The sequence below is a fragment of the Streptomyces sp. NPDC043726 genome (assembly GCF_056436565.1).
This window is the reverse complement of the sequence record NZ_JBWKCI010000005.1, coordinates 266880-286567: the sequence shown is the minus strand read 5'-3', so window position 1 is coordinate 286567 and position 19688 is coordinate 266880. Positions and strand designations below refer to the sequence as shown.

15 protein-coding genes are annotated in these 19688 nt (G+C 71.9%); 10 read left to right on the top strand and 5 right to left on the bottom strand.

The window, feature by feature from the left end:
* Positions 1-166: 166 nt before the first annotated feature.
* Entirely contained in the window at positions 167-1186 is a 1020-nt protein-coding gene (locus AC068Z_RS16895) for an LCP family protein (RefSeq protein ID WP_478555846.1), read from the bottom strand.
* Positions 1187-1275: 89 nt separating this feature from the next.
* On the opposite strand from AC068Z_RS16895, the gene AC068Z_RS16890 reads away from it, so the two are divergent.
* The 7 genes from AC068Z_RS16890 (at position 1276) to AC068Z_RS16860 (ending at position 11381) form a co-directional block, all read left to right on the top strand.
* Positions 1276-2424 (top strand): cellulase family glycosylhydrolase, encoded by a 1149-nt coding sequence (locus tag AC068Z_RS16890; RefSeq protein WP_478555844.1) that lies wholly within the window; start codon positions 1276-1278, stop codon positions 2422-2424.
* Between the two features lie 329 nt (positions 2425-2753).
* Positions 2754-4193 (top strand): flippase, encoded by a 1440-nt coding sequence (locus AC068Z_RS16885; protein ID WP_478555842.1) that lies wholly within the window; start codon positions 2754-2756, stop codon positions 4191-4193.
* Positions 4190-6442: a glycosyltransferase gene (locus tag AC068Z_RS16880; RefSeq protein ID WP_478555840.1), complete on the top strand. Its 2253-nt coding sequence runs from the start codon at positions 4190-4192 to the stop codon at positions 6440-6442. Before AC068Z_RS16885 ends, AC068Z_RS16880 begins: the two co-directional genes overlap by 4 nt.
* Positions 6442-7902, top strand: a complete 1461-nt coding sequence (locus AC068Z_RS16875) for an O-antigen ligase family protein (RefSeq protein ID WP_478555838.1) — start codon at positions 6442-6444, stop codon at positions 7900-7902. Before AC068Z_RS16880 ends, AC068Z_RS16875 begins: the two co-directional genes overlap by 1 nt.
* On the top strand, positions 7899-8483 hold the full coding sequence (locus tag AC068Z_RS16870) for a YveK family protein (RefSeq protein ID WP_478555836.1): 585 nt from the start codon (positions 7899-7901) through the stop codon (positions 8481-8483). Before AC068Z_RS16875 ends, AC068Z_RS16870 begins: the two co-directional genes overlap by 4 nt.
* Entirely contained in the window at positions 8480-9235 is a 756-nt protein-coding gene (locus AC068Z_RS16865) for a polysaccharide deacetylase family protein (protein ID WP_478555834.1), read from the top strand. Before AC068Z_RS16870 ends, AC068Z_RS16865 begins: the two co-directional genes overlap by 4 nt.
* A gap of 37 nt (positions 9236-9272) precedes the next feature.
* Entirely contained in the window at positions 9273-11381 is a 2109-nt protein-coding gene (locus AC068Z_RS16860) for a glycosyltransferase (protein WP_478555832.1), read from the top strand.
* Positions 11382-11416: 35 nt separating this feature from the next.
* Here the strand turns inward: AC068Z_RS16860 and AC068Z_RS16855 are convergent, their stop codons facing one another.
* Positions 11417-12616, bottom strand: coding sequence for a glycosyltransferase (locus tag AC068Z_RS16855; protein WP_478555830.1), 1200 nt, complete (start codon positions 12614-12616; stop codon positions 11417-11419).
* Between the two features lie 259 nt (positions 12617-12875).
* Between AC068Z_RS16855 and AC068Z_RS16850 the strand changes: the two genes are divergently transcribed.
* The 3 genes from AC068Z_RS16850 (at position 12876) to AC068Z_RS16840 (ending at position 16833) form a co-directional block, all read left to right on the top strand.
* Positions 12876-14219 carry a sugar transferase gene (locus AC068Z_RS16850; RefSeq protein WP_478555828.1) on the top strand — a complete coding sequence of 448 codons (1344 nt, stop codon included), beginning with the start codon at positions 12876-12878 and terminating at the stop codon, positions 14217-14219.
* A 16-nt stretch (positions 14220-14235) separates the two neighbouring features.
* The gene (locus AC068Z_RS16845) at positions 14236-15459 is read left to right on the top strand and encodes a carboxylate--amine ligase (RefSeq protein WP_478555826.1); all 1224 of its coding nucleotides are present in this window, start codon (positions 14236-14238) and stop codon (positions 15457-15459) included.
* A gap of 672 nt (positions 15460-16131) precedes the next feature.
* A complete protein-coding gene (locus AC068Z_RS16840) occupies positions 16132-16833 on the top strand; it encodes a TetR/AcrR family transcriptional regulator (protein ID WP_478555824.1) in 702 nt (233 codons plus the stop codon).
* Here AC068Z_RS16840 and AC068Z_RS16835 read toward each other — a convergent pair.
* The 3 genes from AC068Z_RS16835 to AC068Z_RS16825 all read right to left on the bottom strand — a co-directional run bounded on the left by AC068Z_RS16835 (position 16823) and on the right by AC068Z_RS16825 (position 19669).
* Positions 16823-17629, bottom strand: coding sequence for a DUF427 domain-containing protein (locus AC068Z_RS16835; protein WP_478555822.1), 807 nt, complete (start codon positions 17627-17629; stop codon positions 16823-16825). The two genes, AC068Z_RS16840 and AC068Z_RS16835, sit on opposite strands and share 11 nt — an antisense overlap.
* Positions 17630-17858: 229 nt before the next feature.
* A complete protein-coding gene (locus AC068Z_RS16830; RefSeq protein ID WP_478555820.1) occupies positions 17859-18845 on the bottom strand; it encodes an aldo/keto reductase in 987 nt (328 codons plus the stop codon).
* A 110-nt stretch (positions 18846-18955) separates the two neighbouring features.
* Positions 18956-19669 (bottom strand): NUDIX domain-containing protein, encoded by a 714-nt coding sequence (locus tag AC068Z_RS16825; protein ID WP_478555818.1) that lies wholly within the window; start codon positions 19667-19669, stop codon positions 18956-18958.
* Positions 19670-19688: the final 19 nt, after the last annotated feature.

Below are 19688 nucleotides of genomic sequence, written 5' to 3'. Positions count from 1 at the left end.
CTGTAGGGGGCCGGCGCCGACGGGGGCGGCAGCTCCACCGTCGGCGCCACCTGCGGTGCCATCCGTATCCGCATCACCGATCACCGAAGTCGTATATTTACGGCGTATATATACATATTCGACCCAAGGACTCTCCAGGTCAAACCGCGCCGACACCCGAGGCCCGTCAGCCGGCCCGACCCGTTTCCACCGCATGCCACCGCTCGCGCAGCTCCGCCCGGTCCAGGATCAGGGCGTACTGCCCGCGGATCATCTGCGACCGGACGATCGGTGCCGTGCCGAACCGGGCGTCGGACGCCTCCACGCGGCGCAGCCCGAACACCAGGTCGCGCAGGTCGCTGTTGGACATCCGGTCGTCGACGCTCACCGTGCGGGTGATGGCGTCCAGCATGTCGGCGGTGCCGAGCGGGTCGGTGAGGCCGACCTCGCCGCGTATCTCCTCGATCAGGGCGCGCAGGAACTGCTGCTGGCGTTCGATCCGGTCCAGCTCGCCGCCGGGCAGCCCCTTGCGCTGGCCGACGTACGCGAGCGCCTCCTCGCCGTGCATCACCTGGGTTCCGGCCGTGAAGTGCCGTTGCCGCACCGGGTCGTAGGAGTCCGCGGGCACGGTGACCGACACGCCGCCGACGGCATCGGTGAGCGCCCGGAAGCCGTGCCAGTCGATGACGCCGAAGTGGTCGACGCGGGTTCCGACGAGCTGCTCCACCGTCTGGACCATGAGGGGCGGGCCGCCCCAGGAGAACGCGGCGTTGATCTTCGCCGAGCCATGCCCGGGGATGGGCACCCAGCTGTCCCTCGGGAGGGACATCAAGTGCACGGCACGCTCGTCGCCACTGAGATGCACCAGCATCAGCGTGTCGCTGCGCTGGGCGCCGTACGTCCAGATGCGCGCCCTCGCGTCACTGCCCGTGGTCGGCTCCTTCGAACGGCTGTCGACACCGGCGAGCAGGAAGGTCGTACCGCCGTCGTGCTCCGCGGGCTTCGGCGGGCGAGGTCCGGTGGGGAAGGCGTCAGGGATGCGGGTGACCTGGTCGCCGTAGTGATCGGTGCCCCACCACACCGCCCCGGCGGCCAGACCGGCCAGCGCCAGCACGGTGGCGAGGCCGAGCACGAGAAGGGTGCGCAGGACGTGGCGCCTGCGCGCGGGCGACCTGCTCTCCCACTGCGGCCACTCTCGCGCGGTCATGTCGGGCTCCGAGCGTGAATTTACGGCGTACACGTACAACGATGCGGCCGACAGTGCGCAGCGTCAACAGCCGCCCTAGGCTGGATCAGGTGGCGGTCCACGCACGCCGGATCCCTCGTCCGGCCACTCGGACGGCGCTGGTCGTCCTGGTGGTCTGGGCACTGCTGGCCACCGGCTGCGCATCCGACGAGCCGCGGCCGCCCGCGGCCCCAGCGCAGCCGTCCTTCGGGATCGCCTACGGCAACCGCCTCGTCTCAATGTCCGACGAGGAACTCGCCGACGCCCTCGACGACGCCGTTACGGTGGGCGTCCGATGGGTGCGGGCCGACCTGTCCTGGGCGGACATCCAGCCGGAGGGGCCGAGCCGCTACCGGTGGCACCTGTTCGACCGTGTGGTCACCGCCGCCTCCGAACGCGGCCTGTCGGTCCTGCCCGTGCTCGCCTACACACCGCGATGGGCGCGGACCGCCGGCTGCGCCGGCGACAACTGCGCACCGGCCGACCCCGAGGCGTTCGCCGCCTTCGCCGGTCGGGCCGCCACCCGATACGCGCCGGACGGCGTCCGCACCTGGGAGATCTGGAACGAACCCAACATCCGGACCTTCTGGCGACCCGCACCCGACGCGGCCACCTACACCACGCTCCTGCGAGTGACGAGCCAGGCACTGCGGCGGGCGGACCCGTCGGCCCACATCATCCTCGGCGGGCTCGCCACGGCGAACACGGTGAATGAGGACATGTCACCGACGGACTTCCTCGCGGCCGTGTCGGCACGGGGCGGCAACCGGCTCGTCGACGCCGTCGGCTACCACCCCTACACATACCCGCACCTCGCGAGCGCTTCGTCGTTCCCCGCCACTGCCTGGCAGGACATCGACGGTTCCCACGACAGCCTGCGCGGCACCCTGTCCGCGCACGGCACCCCCCGGCTGCCCGTGTGGATCACCGAATTCGGTGCCCCGACCAACGGCCCGGGCAACGCCTCGGACGGACGCGCAGGGGTTCCCGAACCGGCCACGACTCATGTGACCGAAAAGCAGCAGGCCGCCATCGCCGCGGACGCGGTGCCCTCTGCGGCCGAGACCCCGCGGGTGGGAGCGCTGATCTGGTACACCGATCGCGACCAAGGCACCGACCCGGCCTCGAGGGAGAACTTCTTCGGTCTGCGCCGCGCGGACGGCAGCGCGAAGCCCGCCTTCGACGCGCTGCGTCGCGCCATTTCGGCGCTCGGCGATTGACTGCGGGGTGCCGCCCATCCGATACGGACGGGGCAGAAATCCTCCGCTGGCACGGGTGGGACGGATGGGCAAGCATTGATCGTGAGTGCACTCGGGGACCGGACTCAGGGTGTTCCATGGCGGACCATCTTCAGTGGAACCGCTGCGGCCCTGCCGCTTTCGCGCGGATGGGGACGCCACTGTGCTGTGCACCCGTGGCCTGCCTCGCCCCGGGGTTCCCCGCCGCACCCGGCCCGCCGTCAGGCCTGGGCCTCATGAGTTCCCGCGGCGACGCGCACCGCAGGCCACGATGGACCGGCCGGCGCCAGCGGCCTCCCGGCCAGGGGCTAGTGCAGGACAGACCGGTCCGCACGGCCCGCACCGCGCTGGTGCTCGGCGTCGCCGAGATCATCGGCAAGCTGTCCATGCTGATCCTCACCGTGGGCGCCGCGCGCCTGCTGGGCGTGGCCGACTTCGGTGCCTTCTCCTACGCGCTCGCGATCGGCACGCTCGTCGCCGTGATACCGCTGTGGGGCTACGACATCACGGTCATCCAGCGAGCCAGCGCCGAGCGGTCGAGGCTACGGGAACTGCTCGCCGAACTGCTGGTCATGCGAACACTCCTCGCCGTCCTGGTCTTCGCGATCGTCGGGGGAGTCTCGGGGCTCACCTCGCTGACCGGTGGCAACGAGACCGCGGTGGGACTGCTCATCGTCGCCGCCGTCCTGATGGACACGTACACGGAGGCCTACCGCTCCGCCACCGCCGCGCTGCAGCGGCAGAGCATGATGGCCGTCGTCCACCTGGTGCAGCGGCTGCTGACCGCCGGGGTGGCGCTGCTGGCACTGTTCGCCGGCACCGGGCTCACCGGGCTGGCTGTTGCCTTCTTCGCCGGCACCCTCTTCGGACCGGTGACGGCCGCGGTGCTGCTGCGGCGTACCGGCTATGGGCCCGACTGGAGAAGTGTCTCGCGGGCCGGTCTGGCGGATCTGAACCGCGGAACCTGGGTGATCGGCGTCGCTTCCCTGGTGCTGATCGTGCTCTTCCGCATCGACACCCTGATGATCGGCTGGTTCGCGGGGACCAGCGAGGTCGGCATCTACGCCGCCGTCTACCGACTGCTCGAAACCACGCTGTTCGTCAGCTTCGTGGCGGCCCGGACCATCTTCCCCCTGATGGCGAGCACCCCCGCACCCGACCGGGTGCAGCGGTACAGCGAGCAGGGCATCAGCATGATGGCGGCGGTCTTCCTGCCGTACATGGTGCTGCTGTGGTGCCGGGGGCACACCGTTCTGGACATCCTGTACGGCCACCAGTTCGCCGACGACGGAACCGCCATGCTGGCCTGGCTGGCTCCCGCCCCGCTGCTGTACGGCATGTCCTATCTGGCCTCGTACGCCATCGTCGCGGCGGGGCCGACCCTGCGCGCCCTCACCGGTTCCCTGATCGCGCTGGTGGTCAACCTGGGTCTCAATCTCGCCCTCATCCCGAGCTACGGGGGGCTCGCGGCCGCGTTCACCACCTCCCTTTCGTACGGGGTCTACGCGGCCGCCCTGATCCTGCTGGGGCGGAGCCGGGCAGGAACGCCCAGGCTGCCGCGGGCTCTGCTGCCCGCCACCGTGGCGTCCGTCGTCGCCGCGGGACCGCTGCTGGCGCCCTGGCCCTTCGTACCGGCCCTGATCGCCGCCACGGTCCTGTACGTACCGGCCTGGGTGCTCGTCACCCACTGGGTCGATCCCCATCAGATACAGGTCCTGCGCAGAATGCTCCGACGCGGGAGGATCGCATGAGCTCTCCGTTGCGGGTCACCGTCGTGGCGCCCTACGGGGTCGTCGGAGGCGCCGAGCTCTGGCTGCTCTCCCTCCTCGACGTCACCGACCGACTCGACGTGAACGCCGTCCTGCTGGCCGACGGACCGCTGCGGGAGGAGTTCGCCCGCCGGGACATCCCGGTCGTCATCCGTCCGACGGGCCGCTCCGCCGCCGCCATCGCCGGCACCGCCGCATGGCTGTTCCAGCGCCTGCGCGGGGCGAGACCCGACGTGGTTCTCGCCAACGGCGTCAAGGCGGCCGCGGTCGCCGCGCCGGCCGCCTGGCTCTGCGGCGTGCCCTGCGTCTGGGCCAAGCACGACCACTCCTTCGACGGCCTCCTGACCCGGGCTCTGGCGACCGTCACCGACACCTGCATCGGCACTGAGCCCGGCCTGATCGCCGCCTCCCGGCACCCCCGGCCCGCGCTCGTGCCGGTCCCCGCGCCGAGCGGGACGGCGCTGTCCCGAGCGGCGGCCCGGGAGGAGTTGGTCCGGCGCGGGGCGAGACTCGCCGACGATGATCGTCTGCTGCTCACTGTCGGCCGGCTCGTCTCCTACAAGGGCGTGGACGACGCGGTCACGGCACTGGCGCGGCCCGGCGGTGAGCGATGGCGGCTCGCGGTGGTCGGCCCCGACGATCCGAGCGATCCGGCTGAGCGGGGGCGGCTGACCCGGCTGGCCGAGGAACTCGGCGTGGCGGACCGGGTGGATTTCGCCGGCTGGATCGAGGACGCCTGGCGTGTCATCCCGGCGGCCGACTGCGTCGCCGTCCTCACCAAGCCCGACGGTACAGGGCCGGGGCAGGAGGCGTTCGGCGGGACCGCGATCGAGGCCATGCTCAACGGCGTACCGGTGATCACCACCGGGCCTGGTTCGGTCGCCGACCGGGTGGCGGGCCCCGCGCCGGCGCCTCCGGGCGGGATCGCGGTGCCGCCCGCCGCCCCGGCCGAGGTGGCCGATGCCCTGGGCCGCCTCGTGGATCCGAAGGCCCGGGCCGCCATGGGCCGGGCCGGGCTCCGCAGGACCGCCGCCAACCCCGGTCCGCGGGAGTGCGCCCGCCTCCTCGCCCGGACTCTGTCCCGGGCCGCCCGCCTGCCCGGCGCCGGTCTGGAGGGAACAGCCCCGGCGTCGGTCGTGGTCACGCTGCTGAACCGGGGCGAGGCGGTCGATGAAATCATCTCGACGCTCCTGGCCCGGCTCACCGTGGACGGCGACGAATTGGTGGTGGTGGATCGCGGCTCGACCGACGACACCGCGCGCCGCGTCCTCGAGCAGGCATCCCAGGACCCTCGGATCCGTTCGCTGGCCCGCCCACGCGCGAGTGCCGTCGCGGCGCGGAACGCGGGGATGCGGGCGTCGGTCAACGCCCTGGTCGCCTGCATCGACGACGACTGCGTGCCGGCGCCCCACTGGCTGGACCGGATGCGTGCGGCGGCACGCGAGTCGGAGCAGGCCGAGGTGCTGGTCGGGGCCTGCCGGGTGACAGGACGCGGGGTGTTCGCGGATGCCGTGGCCATGACGCGTCCGCTCCCCGAAGAGGTCCGGCGCGGTCCGGGACCGTGGACCCGGGTGCACCGGCTGATCTTCGGCCCGGGACTCAGCGCGCCCGAAGGGTCCGGCAATCCGCCGGCCTTTGCTTGCCGGAGCCGGCCGGACGTCGACGGCCCCCTCGAGCGGCCCGCGCCGGACACGGACGGGCGCCTCGGAGGGACGGGCGCCGAGGCCCGTCGCCACCTGACCGTGGTCGGCGATGCCGATGGCGGCAGGGAGGCGCTGACGCCGGACCATGCGGTCCTCGTGGTCGGCAAGGAGGTGCCGACTCCGGGGAAGGCCGTCCTCGTGGTCGGCGATGCCGAGGTGGACCAGGAGGTGCCGACGCCATGGACCGAGGCGGTCGGCCGGGCATTCCGGCAGCGTGCGGAGCCGGGGTTGCCGGCCGGCCGCGGGCAGTCGGCCGGTGGGGTCCTCCGGGCCGTCGGGTGTGCGGGCGTCCTGGTGATGGCGCGAACGCATCGGGGCGCCCGGGCGGCGGCGGTCGCCGGGGCCTGCGCCTACCTTTCTCTGCCGGTGGCCAGAGCGGTCCGCCGGGGCCGCCGGGCGACGGCGGTCGCCGTCCCCGCGGCCGTCGGCGCGCTCACGACGGCGCGTGTCGGGGGTGCGCTCCGCCATCAGGTGGTCCGCGTCGGGAGGGACCAGCGGCCGGACACCTCCGAGGGAGGCGGGGCCTGATGATCGGAGCGGTGGCGCTGGAGCGGCACAGGGTCGTCGGCATCGCGGGCGCGGTCGTGTACGCGGCCGTGGGCATCTGGGTCTGTGTACGGAGCGTCCCGCTCGGCCTCGGCCTGTTGTTCGGCATACCGATGCTGTGCTTGCTGGCGGTCGCCGCCGTTCGTCGACCGGTACTGGCCGTGGCCGCCTTCGCCGTGCTCCTCCCGGCCGGGGGCGTCGCGTTGCCCATGGCCATGAACCTCGTGCAGGCCCTCGCCGCCTTCACCGGCATGATCGTGCTCGCGGCCCGGATCAGCGGCCGGGGGCGCCGCATCGGCTGGAGCCCGCTGCTCGCGGCCTCAGTGCTTCTCGTGGTGTCCGCGATCCTGTCCTCGCTCACCAGCTTCGACCTGAGCAACTCGTTGACGCAGAGCGTGAACTACGTGGTCGGCCTGGCGCTGGCCGCAGCCGTGGTCGCGGCCATGGAGCGGCGTTCCGACCTGCTGGTGGCGGCGCTGGGTCTCGTCCTCGGTGGGGCGGGGCTGTGCGGCGCCGTCCTGGTCTCGATTCCGAATCTGGAGGCCCGCTACGACGCGACCCTGGTCGACAACCGGCCCGTGGGAACCTTCGCACAGCCCAACGAACTCGGTCTGTGCGCGGCGATGATGCTGTGCTTCAGCCTGGCCATGGCCATCGTCATGTGGCTCCGCCGGCGCACCGCGCTGAGCGTGGTGTGCGCGGTCGCCTCGGCTCTGGCGCTGGTGGCCCTCGTGCTCAGCCTCTCCCGCGGTGCCTGGATCGGTTGCGCCGCCGGTCTGGCCGTTCTGACAGCCCTGCTGCGCGGGGCGCGCCGGCCCCTGCTGATCTGTCTGGCGACGGTGGGCGTGGCGGTGATGGCGTTCGTGGCTGTCATCCCCGCGACGTCGGGCTCGTCCGTGTTCGCCGACCGCCTCTCCTCGATCTTCACCGGCGAGCGCAGCCCTTACGACGAGCGGCCGGCGGCCTGGGCCGGGGCCGTCGAGCAGATGAGCCGGAGCCCGCTGCTGGGCAGCGGCCCCGCCGCCTATCAGGCCGCGGCCGCGCGGGGGGTGGCTCAGTTCACGGATGCGCGCCAGGTCGATCACGCCCACGTCCTGTACCTCACCGTCGGCGCGGAACAGGGGGCCCTGGGCGTCGCGGCCCTCGTCACCACGATCGGGGTCGGTGCCCGGGAAGCGCTGCGCAACCGTGCCGCCGTGGCGGATTCCTCGAGCGACCAAGGCGGTCCCACGTCCCCCGCGCCGCAGCCGGCGTACGTCGGTGTCTCGGCCGCGGCGGCAGCGGCGCTGGCGGCCGTCACCGCCCAGGGGATTGTCGACTACTCCCTGCGCAACCCTGTACTGGGCACGATGACATGGCTGCTCATCGGCCTGCTCGCAGCATGTGCCAGCACCCGGTCGACCATGTCCGACGCTGTTGATCCCGAAGGTGGCCGAACATGAAGCAGAAGACACTGGCAGCCCTGGCGCCGTCCAAGCGCCCGCTCGTGGCCGGTCTGCTCGCCGGGCTGGTCGTGCTCGTCATCGGCATCATCGTGATCGGAGTGCAGCCGACTCGCTATGCGGTGACCAGTACCGTCTCCTTCGCACCACGCTCGCAGCCCAACATCAGCGCGGAAGTGGTGCAGTTGGCCGCCACCAAGTACGCGGTGACGGCGGGGGCGACCACGACGCTGGACTACGCGGCCGATCGCAGCTCGATGACGAGCGGTGAGCTGCGGGACCAACTCTCGGTGACGGTGCAACAGGGCACCGCCAACGTCGACATCGAGGTGGAGAACGGTAACGCCGCGCAAGGCGCCCAGGCCGCAAACGCGATCGCCTCCTCCGTCGCCCGCGCGACCGCCGACGACACGCTGATCTCGGGTGAGGTGACCGCTCCCGCCGATCCGGACGCCGCCGAACACACGCCCTCCCGCGCACTGTTGCTCGCCGTCGCGTTCATCGCGGCCGTGCTGGTCGGCGGCTGGGTGGCATTCGGCGTCCGGCACTTCGACCGGCGAACCGCCAAGGAGGCCCGATGAGCGGCGTACTGGTACTGATGTATCACGCGGTCGGCACGCGCGGTGCACGGAACGATCCCCACAATCTGTTCGTTCCGCCGGAGCGTCTGCGCAGACAGCTCGGCATGCTGCTGAACCGGGGCTGGACATTCCTGTCGCTCGCGGCGTACCTGCGGGGTGATGCCCCGAGGCACAGCGTGCTGCTGACCTTCGACGACGGATACCGGTCGTTCCTGGATGAAGGGCTGCCCGTGTTGCGGGAGCTGGGCGTGCCCGCCACCGTCTTCGTGCTCAGCGGACTGCTCGGCGACAGGTCCCGCTGGATGGCCGACATGCCGGACGAGCCCCTCGTGGACGCGGACGGTGTGCGGGAGATGGCCGAGGCGGGGCTGGACGTGGAAAGCCACGGGTGGGACCACAGCCATCTGGCGGGCGCCGACGCCGTGACGCTGAACCGCAACGTCACGGACGCCGCCCGGGCACTGGCCGATCTCACGGGCCGTCGGCCACGCGCGTTCGCGTACCCGTACGGGGAGCATGACGCCACCGCGCGCACCGCCGTCGCCGATGCGGGCTTCGACGTCGCGTTCAGCATCCACGAGAAGGCCGGCCGGTTCGCCGTGCCCCGTGTCGATGTCAACCCCGTCGACACCGACACCACCTTCCGCCTGAAGACCCGGCCGGGCTACACGGCTCTCCGGCGCATGTCCGGACGCGTCCCCGGGCTGCGTCCGGCCCTGCACTCCCTCGTCGGCCGGGCCGACAGGACGTGATCACGCCCGAGGAAACGATGGATGAGAGTGATTTCCCATGACGGATCAGTTGCGCGTCACCGTGGTGGCGGCCACCGGCGGCGTCGGTGCGGCCGAGACCTGGCTGCTCGGCCTGCTGGATGCCACGAACCGGTTGTCGGTCGAGGCGGTGCTGCCCTCGGACGGACCGCTGCGGGACGAGTTCACTCATCGCGGGATACCGAGCTACGTGCGTGCGTCCGACGTTTCCGTCGCGGCCCTGGGCGGCACGGCCCTGTGGCTGGCACGCCACCTCCGCGCGAACCGCCCCGACGTACTTCTCGCCCACGGGGTCCGGGCGGCGTTGATCGCCGCTCCGGCGGCTTGGCTCGCCGGGGTTCGGTGCGTGTGGGTCAAGCACGACCACGTGCTCGACGGACCTGTCATGACGATGCTGGGGGCGATGACGGACGGCTGTGTGGCGACGGATCACGATCTGCTCGATGCCTCGAGGCATCCCAATGCCACACTGGTGCCCGTGCCCGCCTCCGGTCGTGCCGCACTGCCCCCCGAGGCAGCGCGCGCGGAGCTGGTCCGGCACGGCGTAAGGCTCGGCGAGGACGAACTGCTCCTGCTCACCGCTGCGGACACGGGCGGCAGCGGTGGCCTGGACGACGCCGTCGCGGCTCTCGCCGAGCCCGGCCTGTCGGGGTGGAGGCTGGCCGTGCTCGGTCCCTCCGGCACGGCCGGACCTGACGAGCGAGAGCGGCTGGTGGCACTGACGAACAGCCTGGGCGCCGCCGGCCAGGTGGACTTCGCCGGTCCTGTACCCGACATGGGGCGCCTCCTTTCCGCCGCCGACGCCTTCGCCGTACTGCCGGGGAAGCCGCACGGCAAAGCGCCGGAGTCGGCCGGTCCCGGACCGGTCGCCGAAGAGGCGATGGCCTGCGGCGTTCCGGTGATCACTACGGTCCGGGATCCGGGTGCCCATCGGACAGGCGGGGTCGTGATCACGGTGCCGCCCGAGGAACCGGCGCAGTTCGCGGCGGCGTTGCACCGGCTCGCGAGGTCGGGCGGCCGAGCGAAGGCGGGCAGCGCCGCGCAGTCCCCGCCCCCTCGTCCCGGCCCCGAGGCGTGCGCGGGCCTGTTGGCACAGGCGCTCTCCGAGGCCGCACGGCTGTCCGGCGCCGGGCTGGCAGGGACGGCCCCGGTCTCGGTCATGACCTGCTTCTGGAACGAGGGGGAGGATGTCGACCGGCTTCTGGAACTGCTGCTGCCGCAACTCACCGTGGACGGTGACGAGATCGTGGTGGTGGACGACGGCTCGACCGACGACACCGCGGATCGAGCCATCGCCCTGGCGGCCGCTGACGCCAGGGTGCGTGTCATCAGACGCCCGCATCAAGGTCTACCCGCGACGCGCAACGCGGGCGTCCGCGCGGTCCGCAACCCTCTCATCGCCTGCACCGACGCGGGCTGCGTCCCTGCTCCGGACTGGCTGGCCCGGTTGCGTGCGGCCTGGGCCGAGCCGCACCCCGCCGATCTGCTCACCGGCGCGTACCGAGTGAGCAGCGACGGCGCGGCGGCCGAGGCCATGGCGCTGGTGGGGTACCCGGTACCGGAGGAAGTCCTGCGTCCTGGGCCCTGGACGCGCGTGTACACGCGACTCCTCGGCCGGGCATTCGACGCCTCGACGCCCAGCGGCCGTTCGATGGCTTTCACCCGCGCGGCGTGGCAGGACGCCGACGGATTCGCCGAACACCTCAGGACGGCCGAGGACTTGGCCTTCGCCCGGGCCGTCATCGCGGCAGGCCGTCGCGCCGTGCTGGTCACGTCGGCCGAGGTGGAATGGGCGCAGCGGCCCACGATGCGCAGGACCGCGGTGATGTACTACCGGTACGGCCAGGGCAACGGGCAGTTGGCCGACGCTCGCCTGCTGGGCCGCGATCTCCTGAGAGCGGTCGCCTACCTCGCCGCCCCGGCCGCGGTACGGCACGGCCCCCGTGCCCGCGTCCTCACCGCTGCTGCGGCCCTGACCTACCTGTCACTGCCGTTGGCGCGTGCCGTGCGCGGGAGGCACTGGTCCGCCCTGCCCTTCATCCCCCTGGTCACGGCGGCACGCGATCTCACCAAGGCGGCGGGGGCGGTCCACGGGCTGACGCTACGGCGGACGGAGCGGCGGCCCTGAGTCGGCCGCGACCTGCCGAGGGTCTGCCGGGGCCTTCAGACGCCGACTCCCGTCCCGCGCGCTGAGCGGCGCGGCAAGCGCGGGGTGCGCATGTCCCAGAGGCCGCAGGCCGAGTCGTACACCGTGCGCATGCGCTCGACGACCCTGTTCATGTCGTGGTGTCGGCGCACGTGCCGGCGGGCGTCACGGCCCAGAGCCGCACAGGCCGCACGGTCAGACAGCAGAGCGGCGACCGCGTCGGAAAGTGCTCGCGGATCGTCCGGCGGTACGACCGAGCGCGCGGCATGGTCCGGCGGAAGTGCTTCGCGGGCCCCCGCCACGTCGGTCACCACCACCGGCCGGCTCGTCGCCATGGCCTCCAGGGGTGCGAGCGCCATCCCTTCCCACCGCGAAGGCAGCACGACGAGATCCGCCGCGAGGTACCAGTCCCGGGGATCCTCCACCGCGCCCGCGAAGGCCACTCGCGCGGAGGCCCCTGCGGCGGAGGTCCGCTCCTCCAGCGAGCCCTGGTCCGGTCCGTCACCGACCAGGGCGAGTCGCGCGTCGGGGATGCGGTCGACGACTGCTCCCCAGCTGCTGAGCAGTACGTCCTGGCCTTTCTGCCTGCACAGTCGTCCGACGCACACCGCGAGCGGCACGGAAAGGGCCACGCCCAGGCGGCGTCTGGCCGCCACACGGGTTGTGCCGCCCGGGTCGTCGAAGTGCTCGAGGTCCACCCCGTTGGGGACGACCACGTACGGAGCCATGACTCCCGCGGCCCTGCCCCGCGCGCGTTCCCCCTCGCTCACGCACACCAACCGGTGCGTCCAGCGCGCCCCGGCTCTCTCCCACCGGACCGTGGCCGCGCGCAGCGGGCCGGTCACGGCATCGAAGGCCCATGCGTGGGGCTGGAACACGGTCGGCAGTTGCCCCCGCACGGCGATGCGTCCGGCCAGCCCTGCTTTTGAGCTGTGCAGATGTACGACATCGGGGCGGACCGTGGCCACCATGCGCCGGAGCGTGTCCATCTCCCGGAGCAGCCAAGGGCCCGGCGCGCGGCGGGCCTCCCACGCAAGGACCTCGGCACCGGCCCGCGCGGCGTGCGCGGCCAGCGGGCTGTCCGGCTGACATGCGACGACAACGCGGTCGCCCCAGGCACTCTGCCCACGGATGAGGCCGACGACGACGGTGGCGACACCCCCCTCGCTCGATTGCGCAACGTGCAGGACGCACCGGCTGCTCGGCGTCGTCGTCATCTCAGCGGCCTCCCTGGGAGCGAGCGTCTGATCTACGCCGTACACGTACACTCTCGGCCCCCTTGACCAGGACCGCCACTCGGAGAGAACATGTATGTTTACAACGTAAATGTACAGATTCGGGCACCAACTTTCCAAGGGGCGCTTCCCGATGACCACGCTCAGGGCAGCCCGAGGCGACCCGCCGCAGCGACTGCGACGAGCCGCACCCGGCACACCGCACCGGCCGAGCGGGAGCCATGTGCCGACGATCCCGTTCATGACGACGGACGTGATCGCCGCCCTCACGGCCTCCGTCACCGTGCTGCTCCTGTACGACCGGTGGCTCGTCCCCGCCCTGCTGCCCGCCGCGTGGGTCCTCTGCCTCGCGGTGCAAGGGGCTTACGAGCAGCACTGCCTACGCGCCGGAACGCACGTATTCCGCCGGGTGCTGAGCGCCGCGGGACTGCTCGCCGTGGCGGCGAGCGCGGCCTGGTGGTTCGCGCCCGAGGCCGGACCGCTGCACGACACACTCTTCGCACTGCCCCCCACCGTCGCGGCGACGCTCCTGCTGCGCCAGGCGCGGCAACTACGCATGCGCGCGGCATGGCACCACGGACGAAACCTCGAGCGGGCGGTGGTGGTCGGACCCGCCTCCTCGGCCGCCGACCTGATCTCCCTGGTGCGCCGGAACGGCGACTGCGGACTCGAGATCGTCGGCGTCTGCCTGACCGACCCCGCCCACGCCGACCATGTCGTGCCCGACGGGGTGGCCTCGTACGGCGGCGTGGACGACACGGCCGAAGCGGTACGACGGAGCGGCTGCGACGCGGTGATCGCGCTGCCGGGCCCCGGGCTGGAGGCCGATGAGCTGCGCGGGCTCTCCTGGCAGCTCCAGGCCGAGCGGGTGGAGCTCCTGCTCGCGCCGGTACTGGCCGACGTGGCGGCCGCCCGGCTGGCCGTGACACCGGTCGCGGGGCTCCCGCTGATGGAGCTGCACGCGCCCACCCTCTCCCGGCTCCCCCGCGTCCCCAAGGAACTGTCGGACCGGGTGCTCGCCGCCGCCGGTCTCGTCCTCCTCGCCCCGCTGATGCTGGTCGTCGCCCTCCTGATACGGCTCGACAGCCCCGGGCCCGCACTGTTCCGGCACTGTCGGATCGGGTTGCGCGGCCACGAGTTCACGGTGCTGAAGTTCCGGACCATGCATCGGGACGCCGAACGGCGCAAGGCCGAACTCTCCGCGCTCAACCAGTACGGCGACGGCGCCCTGTTCAAGGTCGTCGACGATCCCCGGATCACCCGGGTGGGAAGGTTTCTCCGCCACTGGTCGCTGGATGAACTCCCCCAGCTGCTGAACGTGGTGGCGGGTCAGATGTCCCTCGTCGGCCCACGGCCGCTGCCACCGGACGAGACGTTCGCGCTGCCCGAGGACATCAGAAGGCTCCGCCTGCTGGTCAAGCCCGGCCTGAGCGGACTGTGGCAGGTGAGCGGACGATCCGAGCTTCCGCTGGAGGAGCGGGTGCGCCTCGACCTGAGCTATGTCGAGAACTGGTCGACAGGGCTGGATCTGCGCATCCTGGCCCGCACTCCGGGCGCGGTCTTCCGCGGGACCGGAGCGTACTGAGAGGACCGAGGCCGCCATGAAGCACGATGTGCCAGCGCTGCTCGTGAAGGTGGGCCACTCCCCGCAGAACCACGGCTGCCTCGGCGCGCTGCGGAGCCTGGGCAGGGCGGGTGTTCCCGTGTACGCCATGGTCGAGGACCGGTACACCCCCTGCGCCGTGTCCCGCCATCTCGCCGGCCGGTTCGTCCTGCCGACAACGGGTCTGGAGGACCCCCGGATCCTCATCTCAGCACTCCTTCGGCTCGGCCGGGCGATCGGCCGCCGGTCCGTCGCCGTGCCGACCGACGACGAGTCCGCCGTCCTTCTGGCGGAGCACGCGGAACGGCTCGCCGAGTGGTTCATGCTGCCCCCGGTCCCGGCCGCCCTGCCCCGCACGCTGGCGAGCAAGGAGGGCCTGCGCCGCGTCTGCACCGAGCACCACGTACCCACACCGCGGGCCCACGCCCCTGTCGACCGCGCACAACTCCTCGCCTACGCGAGCGACTTGGGCTATCCGCTGGTGCTGAAGAACCTGGAGGCCTACACCAGGGTGCGCTCCCCCGTCGTGACCCACACCACCGTGGTGCGCGACGAGGAGGAACTGCTCGCCCTCATCGGGTCACGCATCACGCCCTCGGTACTGATGCAGGAATACATCCCGCCCACTGAGGCCGAGGACTGGATCACCCATCTCTACTGCGGATCCGGCGGCACACCCCTGGCCGTTTTCACGGGGTACAAGGTCCGGTCCTGGCCCGCGCACAGCGGAGCGACCACCAGGGCGTGGGCGCAGCCGAACCCCCGGCTCGCCCGGCTGGCCGCCGGACTCTGCCGACGGATCGGGTACAGCGGCGTGGCCGATCTGGACTGGCGCTTCGACCGGCGGGACGGCCTGTACAAGCTGGTCGACTTCAACCCCCGCATCGGGGCACAGTTCCGGCTCTTCGAGTCCGGGCAGGGCGTCGATGTGGTCCGGGCGATGTACCTGGACCTGACGGGACAGCGGATTCCCGGAGTGGAGCAGACCTACGGCCGTACGTTCGTCGTGGGTCAGCTGGACTTTCTGTCGGCCACCGTCGACGCCTGGCAGGAACGCCGCGTCCCCCCCGCTGTGCTGCCCCGCCGCGGGACCGAGCGTGCCTGGCTGAGCTGGGACGACCCTTGGCCCGCGGTCGCCGAGTCGGTCCGCTTCGGTGGCACGGTCGGCCGACGCCTCACCAGGCCACTGCTCACCAAGCCAGCGCGTCAAGCGCGCGGCTGATTTGCCGGGAGGCGAATCCGGCCCCGGAGATGAACCGCAGGAGGGGTCCGAAGGTGGGAGCCGCGGACAGTCCGCTGAAGAACAGGCCCGGGACCGAGGACTCGACATCACCGGAGAGCCGGGGAGCACCAGCGTTCTTTACGATCCTGCGACGCAGCTCCGGGCTCAGCACGTCCAAACGGTCGAGGTCCGTACTCCGCCGCCGTTGTCGGCTTTCGCGGAGTCGAGGCGGACGCCGCACCGCACCGGAACGCGCCCGTCGATCCGGTCCCGCAGCCCCCACGCGCCGTAGGGACCGAGAACGGTCCGCAGCAGAAGACCAGTCCGGCGTCCACCAAGTGGGCCAGCACGGACGGCACCTCGGCGAAACGCGCAATTCCCACGGCCAGGACCACGGCTCGACTGTCGAACTCCTCGCCGGAATCCAAAATGATCCTGAATTTCTTGCCGCTCACCCCCGGAAGTCCTGCCCTCCGCGGCACGGAAATCCGCTAGCCCCCACCCGGGGCCAGGTGCGGAAATGAAGGACGAGAAGGGCGATGACTTCAGATACACACCCTTCTTTGACCCTTCAAATGAGCAGCCGCGGCCAGGCCTGACGACATCAGGAATACTCTGTACGCTTCCTCCGTACATGCACGCCGTCGCTCCCCAGAGACCGAGGTCGCGAACATGGCGAAGGACAGCAGGCCCACGCCCGGCAGGCGCGCCAGTGACCGCGGCCGCTACGGACGCCTGAGCCGGGAGCGGGTGCTCTCCAGTGCGCTGGAGCTGGTGGACCGGGAGGGGCTTTCTGCGCTGAGCATGCGGCGGCTCGGCAGTGAACTCGGCGTGGAGGCGATGGCCCTGTACCGGTACGCCGCCAGCAAGGACGCCCTGCTCGACGGCCTGGTGGAGGCGCTCTACCTGGAGCTGGAGCGGCGGCTGAGCGACACGGTCCCGCCGACCGACTGGCGGGAGGGCCTGCGGACCATCGCGCGGGCGACGTACGACGTCTGTCTCGCCCATCCGCAGGCGGTGCCGCTGCTGTCCACCCGGATGCTGGCCGTACCGCTGGCCCGCCGCCCGCTGGCCGTGCTCAAGGAGCATGAGCGGGTGCTGGCGCTGCTCCGCGACGCGGGGCTGGACGAGGCACGCGCCGCCGCCGTGTTCCGCGCCTACACCGCCTGGCTGCTCGGCTATGTGGCCGTGGAGCTGCGGGAGATGGTCGACAACCCCGACGAGCCGGATCCCGCGTTCCGGCTGGGGCTGCACCGGATGCCGTCCCAGGAGCTGCCCCGCCTGCGCGAGGCCGCCCCCGGGCTCGCCGAGCGGGGCGGCCCGGAGGGACTCACCGCGGGCCTCGACGCCCTCCTCGACCGGTTCACTTCCTGAGCGACTCGCTGAAGAGGGTGTGCGGGCGCTCCAGGCGTTCGTCGTCCACGACGAGGTCGACGGCCTCGTTGAAGAACGCCAGAAGGCCCTCGATGGCGCCGACCGCCGGCAGCGGTTCCGGGTAGCTCCAGACGATGTTGCGCGGGACGTCGGCACCGCCCGCGAAGGTCCAGTACCGGGCGGTGCCCTTGTACGGGCAGGACGTGCGGTGCCGGGTCTCCTCGAACAGGTCGAGGCGGACGTCCTCGGCGGGGACGTAGTACCGGGTCGGCAGGCCCGTCTCGAAGAGCAGCACCGGGCGCCGTGTGTCCGCGACCACCGTGCCGCCGATCTCCACCTGCACATGCCGGCTGCTGCGCACCGCGTCGACCCGTTTGTGCGGGTCGCGCGGGTGGACGAAGATCTCCTCTTCCTCCTCGTACCAGTGGTCCAGGCCGCTGTGCGGGCGCAGGAACCACTCGAAGGCGATGTGCCCGGCGAGATCGGCCGCCGGGAACGTCCAGGCGGCGTTCGCCACCCGCGCTCCGTCGACTTCGAGGTCGTAGAAGACCGTCGAGCCGGTGTGGGTGCCCGTCGGGGGGTTCTCCGCCGGGCGCAGGAGGTCGGTGCGGACCTCCTCGCGCGGGAAGGCGTAGCGCGGGACGGGGATCCCCTCGGGTTCCCAGACGAGGACGGGGTGCCGGCTGTCGACGACGGTGACCTCGCCCTTCATCCCGCGCACCCAGCGCTCGCAGGGCTCCCACAGCAGGCCTTCGGGGGTGGTACGGACGGACCGCTCGGTGGGGAACACGGACATGATCCACTCTCCTTCGGCTCCAGTTCGGAGCCTACTGCGGCCCCGGTTCCCGCGGGCGCCTCCACGGACGCCTCCGCACGGCCCTGCTACCCGCGGGCGCCCGCACTCACGGCCCTACTCCCCCTCGGACCCCTCGCACAGCCCTGCTTTCCGCAGGCCCCCTGCCACGGCCCTGTTTCCCCTCGGGCACCTCCACTCACGGTCCTGCTCCCCCACGGGCGCCCTCCGCTCAGTGGGCGGCGTCCAGCCGGGTCCGCTGCTCCGGCGTCAGCTCCAGGTCCACCGCCGCCAGGTTCTCCTCCAGCTGCGCCACCGACGACGCCCCGGCGAGCGGGATCACCGGCAGCTCCCCGCCGATCTGCCAGGCCAGCACCACCTGGTTGACGGTCGCGTCGGCCTCCCGGGCCACCTCCCTCAGCACCTTCAGCCGGGCCGGGGTGCCCGGGTGGTCGTAGTCCTGCGGCAGCGGCTTGTCCTGCCGGGTGTAGGCACCCGCGAGCAGCGGCGAGTAGGCGACCAGGGTGAGGTCGGGCTCGGCGCGCAGGTAGCCGAGGAGTTCGGCGCCCGCGTGGCCGAGGCTGCCGTCCGGGAAGAGCTCGCTCGGCACGTCGAATCGGGGCCGCAGATGGCTGTGCTGGTACTGCAGCACCTGATAGCCGGGCAGTCCCGCCGCCGCGGCCAGGGCGCGGGCCCGCTCCACCCGCCACACGGCGTGGTTGCTGACGCCCAGCAGGCCGACCGTGCCCTCGGCCACCACTTCGGCGAACCCCTCGACGGTCTCCTCCAGGGGCACCCGGTGGTCCTCGATGTGGGCGTAGAGCAGATCGATCTTCTCGACGCCGAGCCGCTCCCGGCTGCGCTCGGCGGCCTCCCGGATCACCTTCGCCGACAGGCCCTCGGGGTTGTCGACGAAGCCGGTGCCCGGGGCCAGGGGCCGGGCGCCGAGCTTGGTGGCGATGACGATCTCGTCGCCGACGCCCCGGCTGCGCCGCCACCGGCCGAGCAGTTCCTCGCTCTGGCCGCCCTGGCCGCCGTCCGCCCAGAAGGCGTAGTTGTCGGACGTGTCGATGAAGGTGCCGCCGGCCTCGGCATAGCGGTCGAGCACGGCGAAGGAGGTCTCCTCGTCGGTGTAGGAGCCGAACAGCATCGCGCCGAGCGCGAGGACGCTGACCTCGCGGCGGTGCAGCGGGTCGGTGCCGATGGTGCGGTACTTCATGGGGTCCCCTCCCGTCGGTGGCGGACGAGCGTCCGTGGCGGACGAGCGTCCGTGGCGAACGAGAGGGAGTCTTCAGCTTGAAGCGCACTTCAAGTCAAGCGCCGGCCGGGCTACTTGGCGAACGGCCCCTCCAGAGCCGCCCATTGGAGCAGCATGATCGTCTTGGCGTCGGCGATCTCCCCGGTCCTGATCATCTCCAGGGCCCTGCTGAACGGCAGTTCGAGGATCTCGATGTCCTCGCCCTCCTCGTCCAGGCCGCCGCCCTCGTGGGTCCGGGTGGCGGGACCGTACTGGGCCGCGTAGAAGCTCACCCGTTCGGTGACCGAGCCGGGGCTCATGTAGACGTCGAACACATGCTGTACGGCCCCGATGGTGTGGCCGGTCTCCTCCACCACCTCGCGGCGCACGGCGATCTCGGGGTGCTCGTCATCGTCGTCGAGGAGTCCGCCGGGGGTCTCCACGAGCATGCCGTCGGGGTGGCCGTTGACGTACACCGGGAACCTGAACTGGCGGGTGAGCAGCACGGTTTCGCGGTCGGCGTCGTACAGGAGCATGGTGGCGCCGTTGCCGCGGTCGTGGGTCTCGCGCTCCTGCGTGGACCAGGTGCCGTCGGCGTGCCGGAAGTCGAAGGTCGTGGTCCGCTCGACGTACCAGTGGCTGGAGAGCAGTTCGACGTTCCGCACCTTCACGCGCGGGTTACCGGTCAGGTCCAGGCCGGTCCGGTCGAGTCCGGTACGGCCGCGGCGGTCGGGAGCGTCGACGCCGGGCACGGACGAGGGCGCAGGGGGCACAGAGGGCCCCGCGGGCCCCGAGGAAGAGGTCATGGTCCGCTTCTACCATCAC

Coding starts and splice junctions, on each gene's coding strand:
- AC068Z_RS16895 (WP_478555846.1), bottom strand. CDS start 1,186: ATGACCGCGCGAGAGTGGCCGCAGTGGGAGAGCAGGTCGCCCGCGCGC.
- AC068Z_RS16855 (WP_478555830.1), bottom strand. CDS start 12,616: ATGACGACGACGCCGAGCAGCCGGTGCGTCCTGCACGTTGCGCAATCG.
- AC068Z_RS16835 (WP_478555822.1), bottom strand. CDS start 17,629: ATGTCCGTGTTCCCCACCGAGCGGTCCGTCCGTACCACCCCCGAAGGC.
- AC068Z_RS16870 (WP_478555836.1), top strand. CDS start 7,899: ATGAAGCAGAAGACACTGGCAGCCCTGGCGCCGTCCAAGCGCCCGCTC.
- AC068Z_RS16865 (WP_478555834.1), top strand. CDS start 8,480: ATGAGCGGCGTACTGGTACTGATGTATCACGCGGTCGGCACGCGCGGT.
- AC068Z_RS16825 (WP_478555818.1), bottom strand. CDS start 19,669: ATGACCTCTTCCTCGGGGCCCGCGGGGCCCTCTGTGCCCCCTGCGCCC.
- AC068Z_RS16840 (WP_478555824.1), top strand. CDS start 16,132: ATGGCGAAGGACAGCAGGCCCACGCCCGGCAGGCGCGCCAGTGACCGC.
- AC068Z_RS16880 (WP_478555840.1), top strand. CDS start 4,190: ATGAGCTCTCCGTTGCGGGTCACCGTCGTGGCGCCCTACGGGGTCGTC.
- AC068Z_RS16845 (WP_478555826.1), top strand. CDS start 14,236: ATGAAGCACGATGTGCCAGCGCTGCTCGTGAAGGTGGGCCACTCCCCG.
- AC068Z_RS16850 (WP_478555828.1), top strand. CDS start 12,876: ATGACGACGGACGTGATCGCCGCCCTCACGGCCTCCGTCACCGTGCTG.
- AC068Z_RS16860 (WP_478555832.1), top strand. CDS start 9,273: ATGACGGATCAGTTGCGCGTCACCGTGGTGGCGGCCACCGGCGGCGTC.
- AC068Z_RS16830 (WP_478555820.1), bottom strand. CDS start 18,845: ATGAAGTACCGCACCATCGGCACCGACCCGCTGCACCGCCGCGAGGTC.
- AC068Z_RS16875 (WP_478555838.1), top strand. CDS start 6,442: ATGATCGGAGCGGTGGCGCTGGAGCGGCACAGGGTCGTCGGCATCGCG.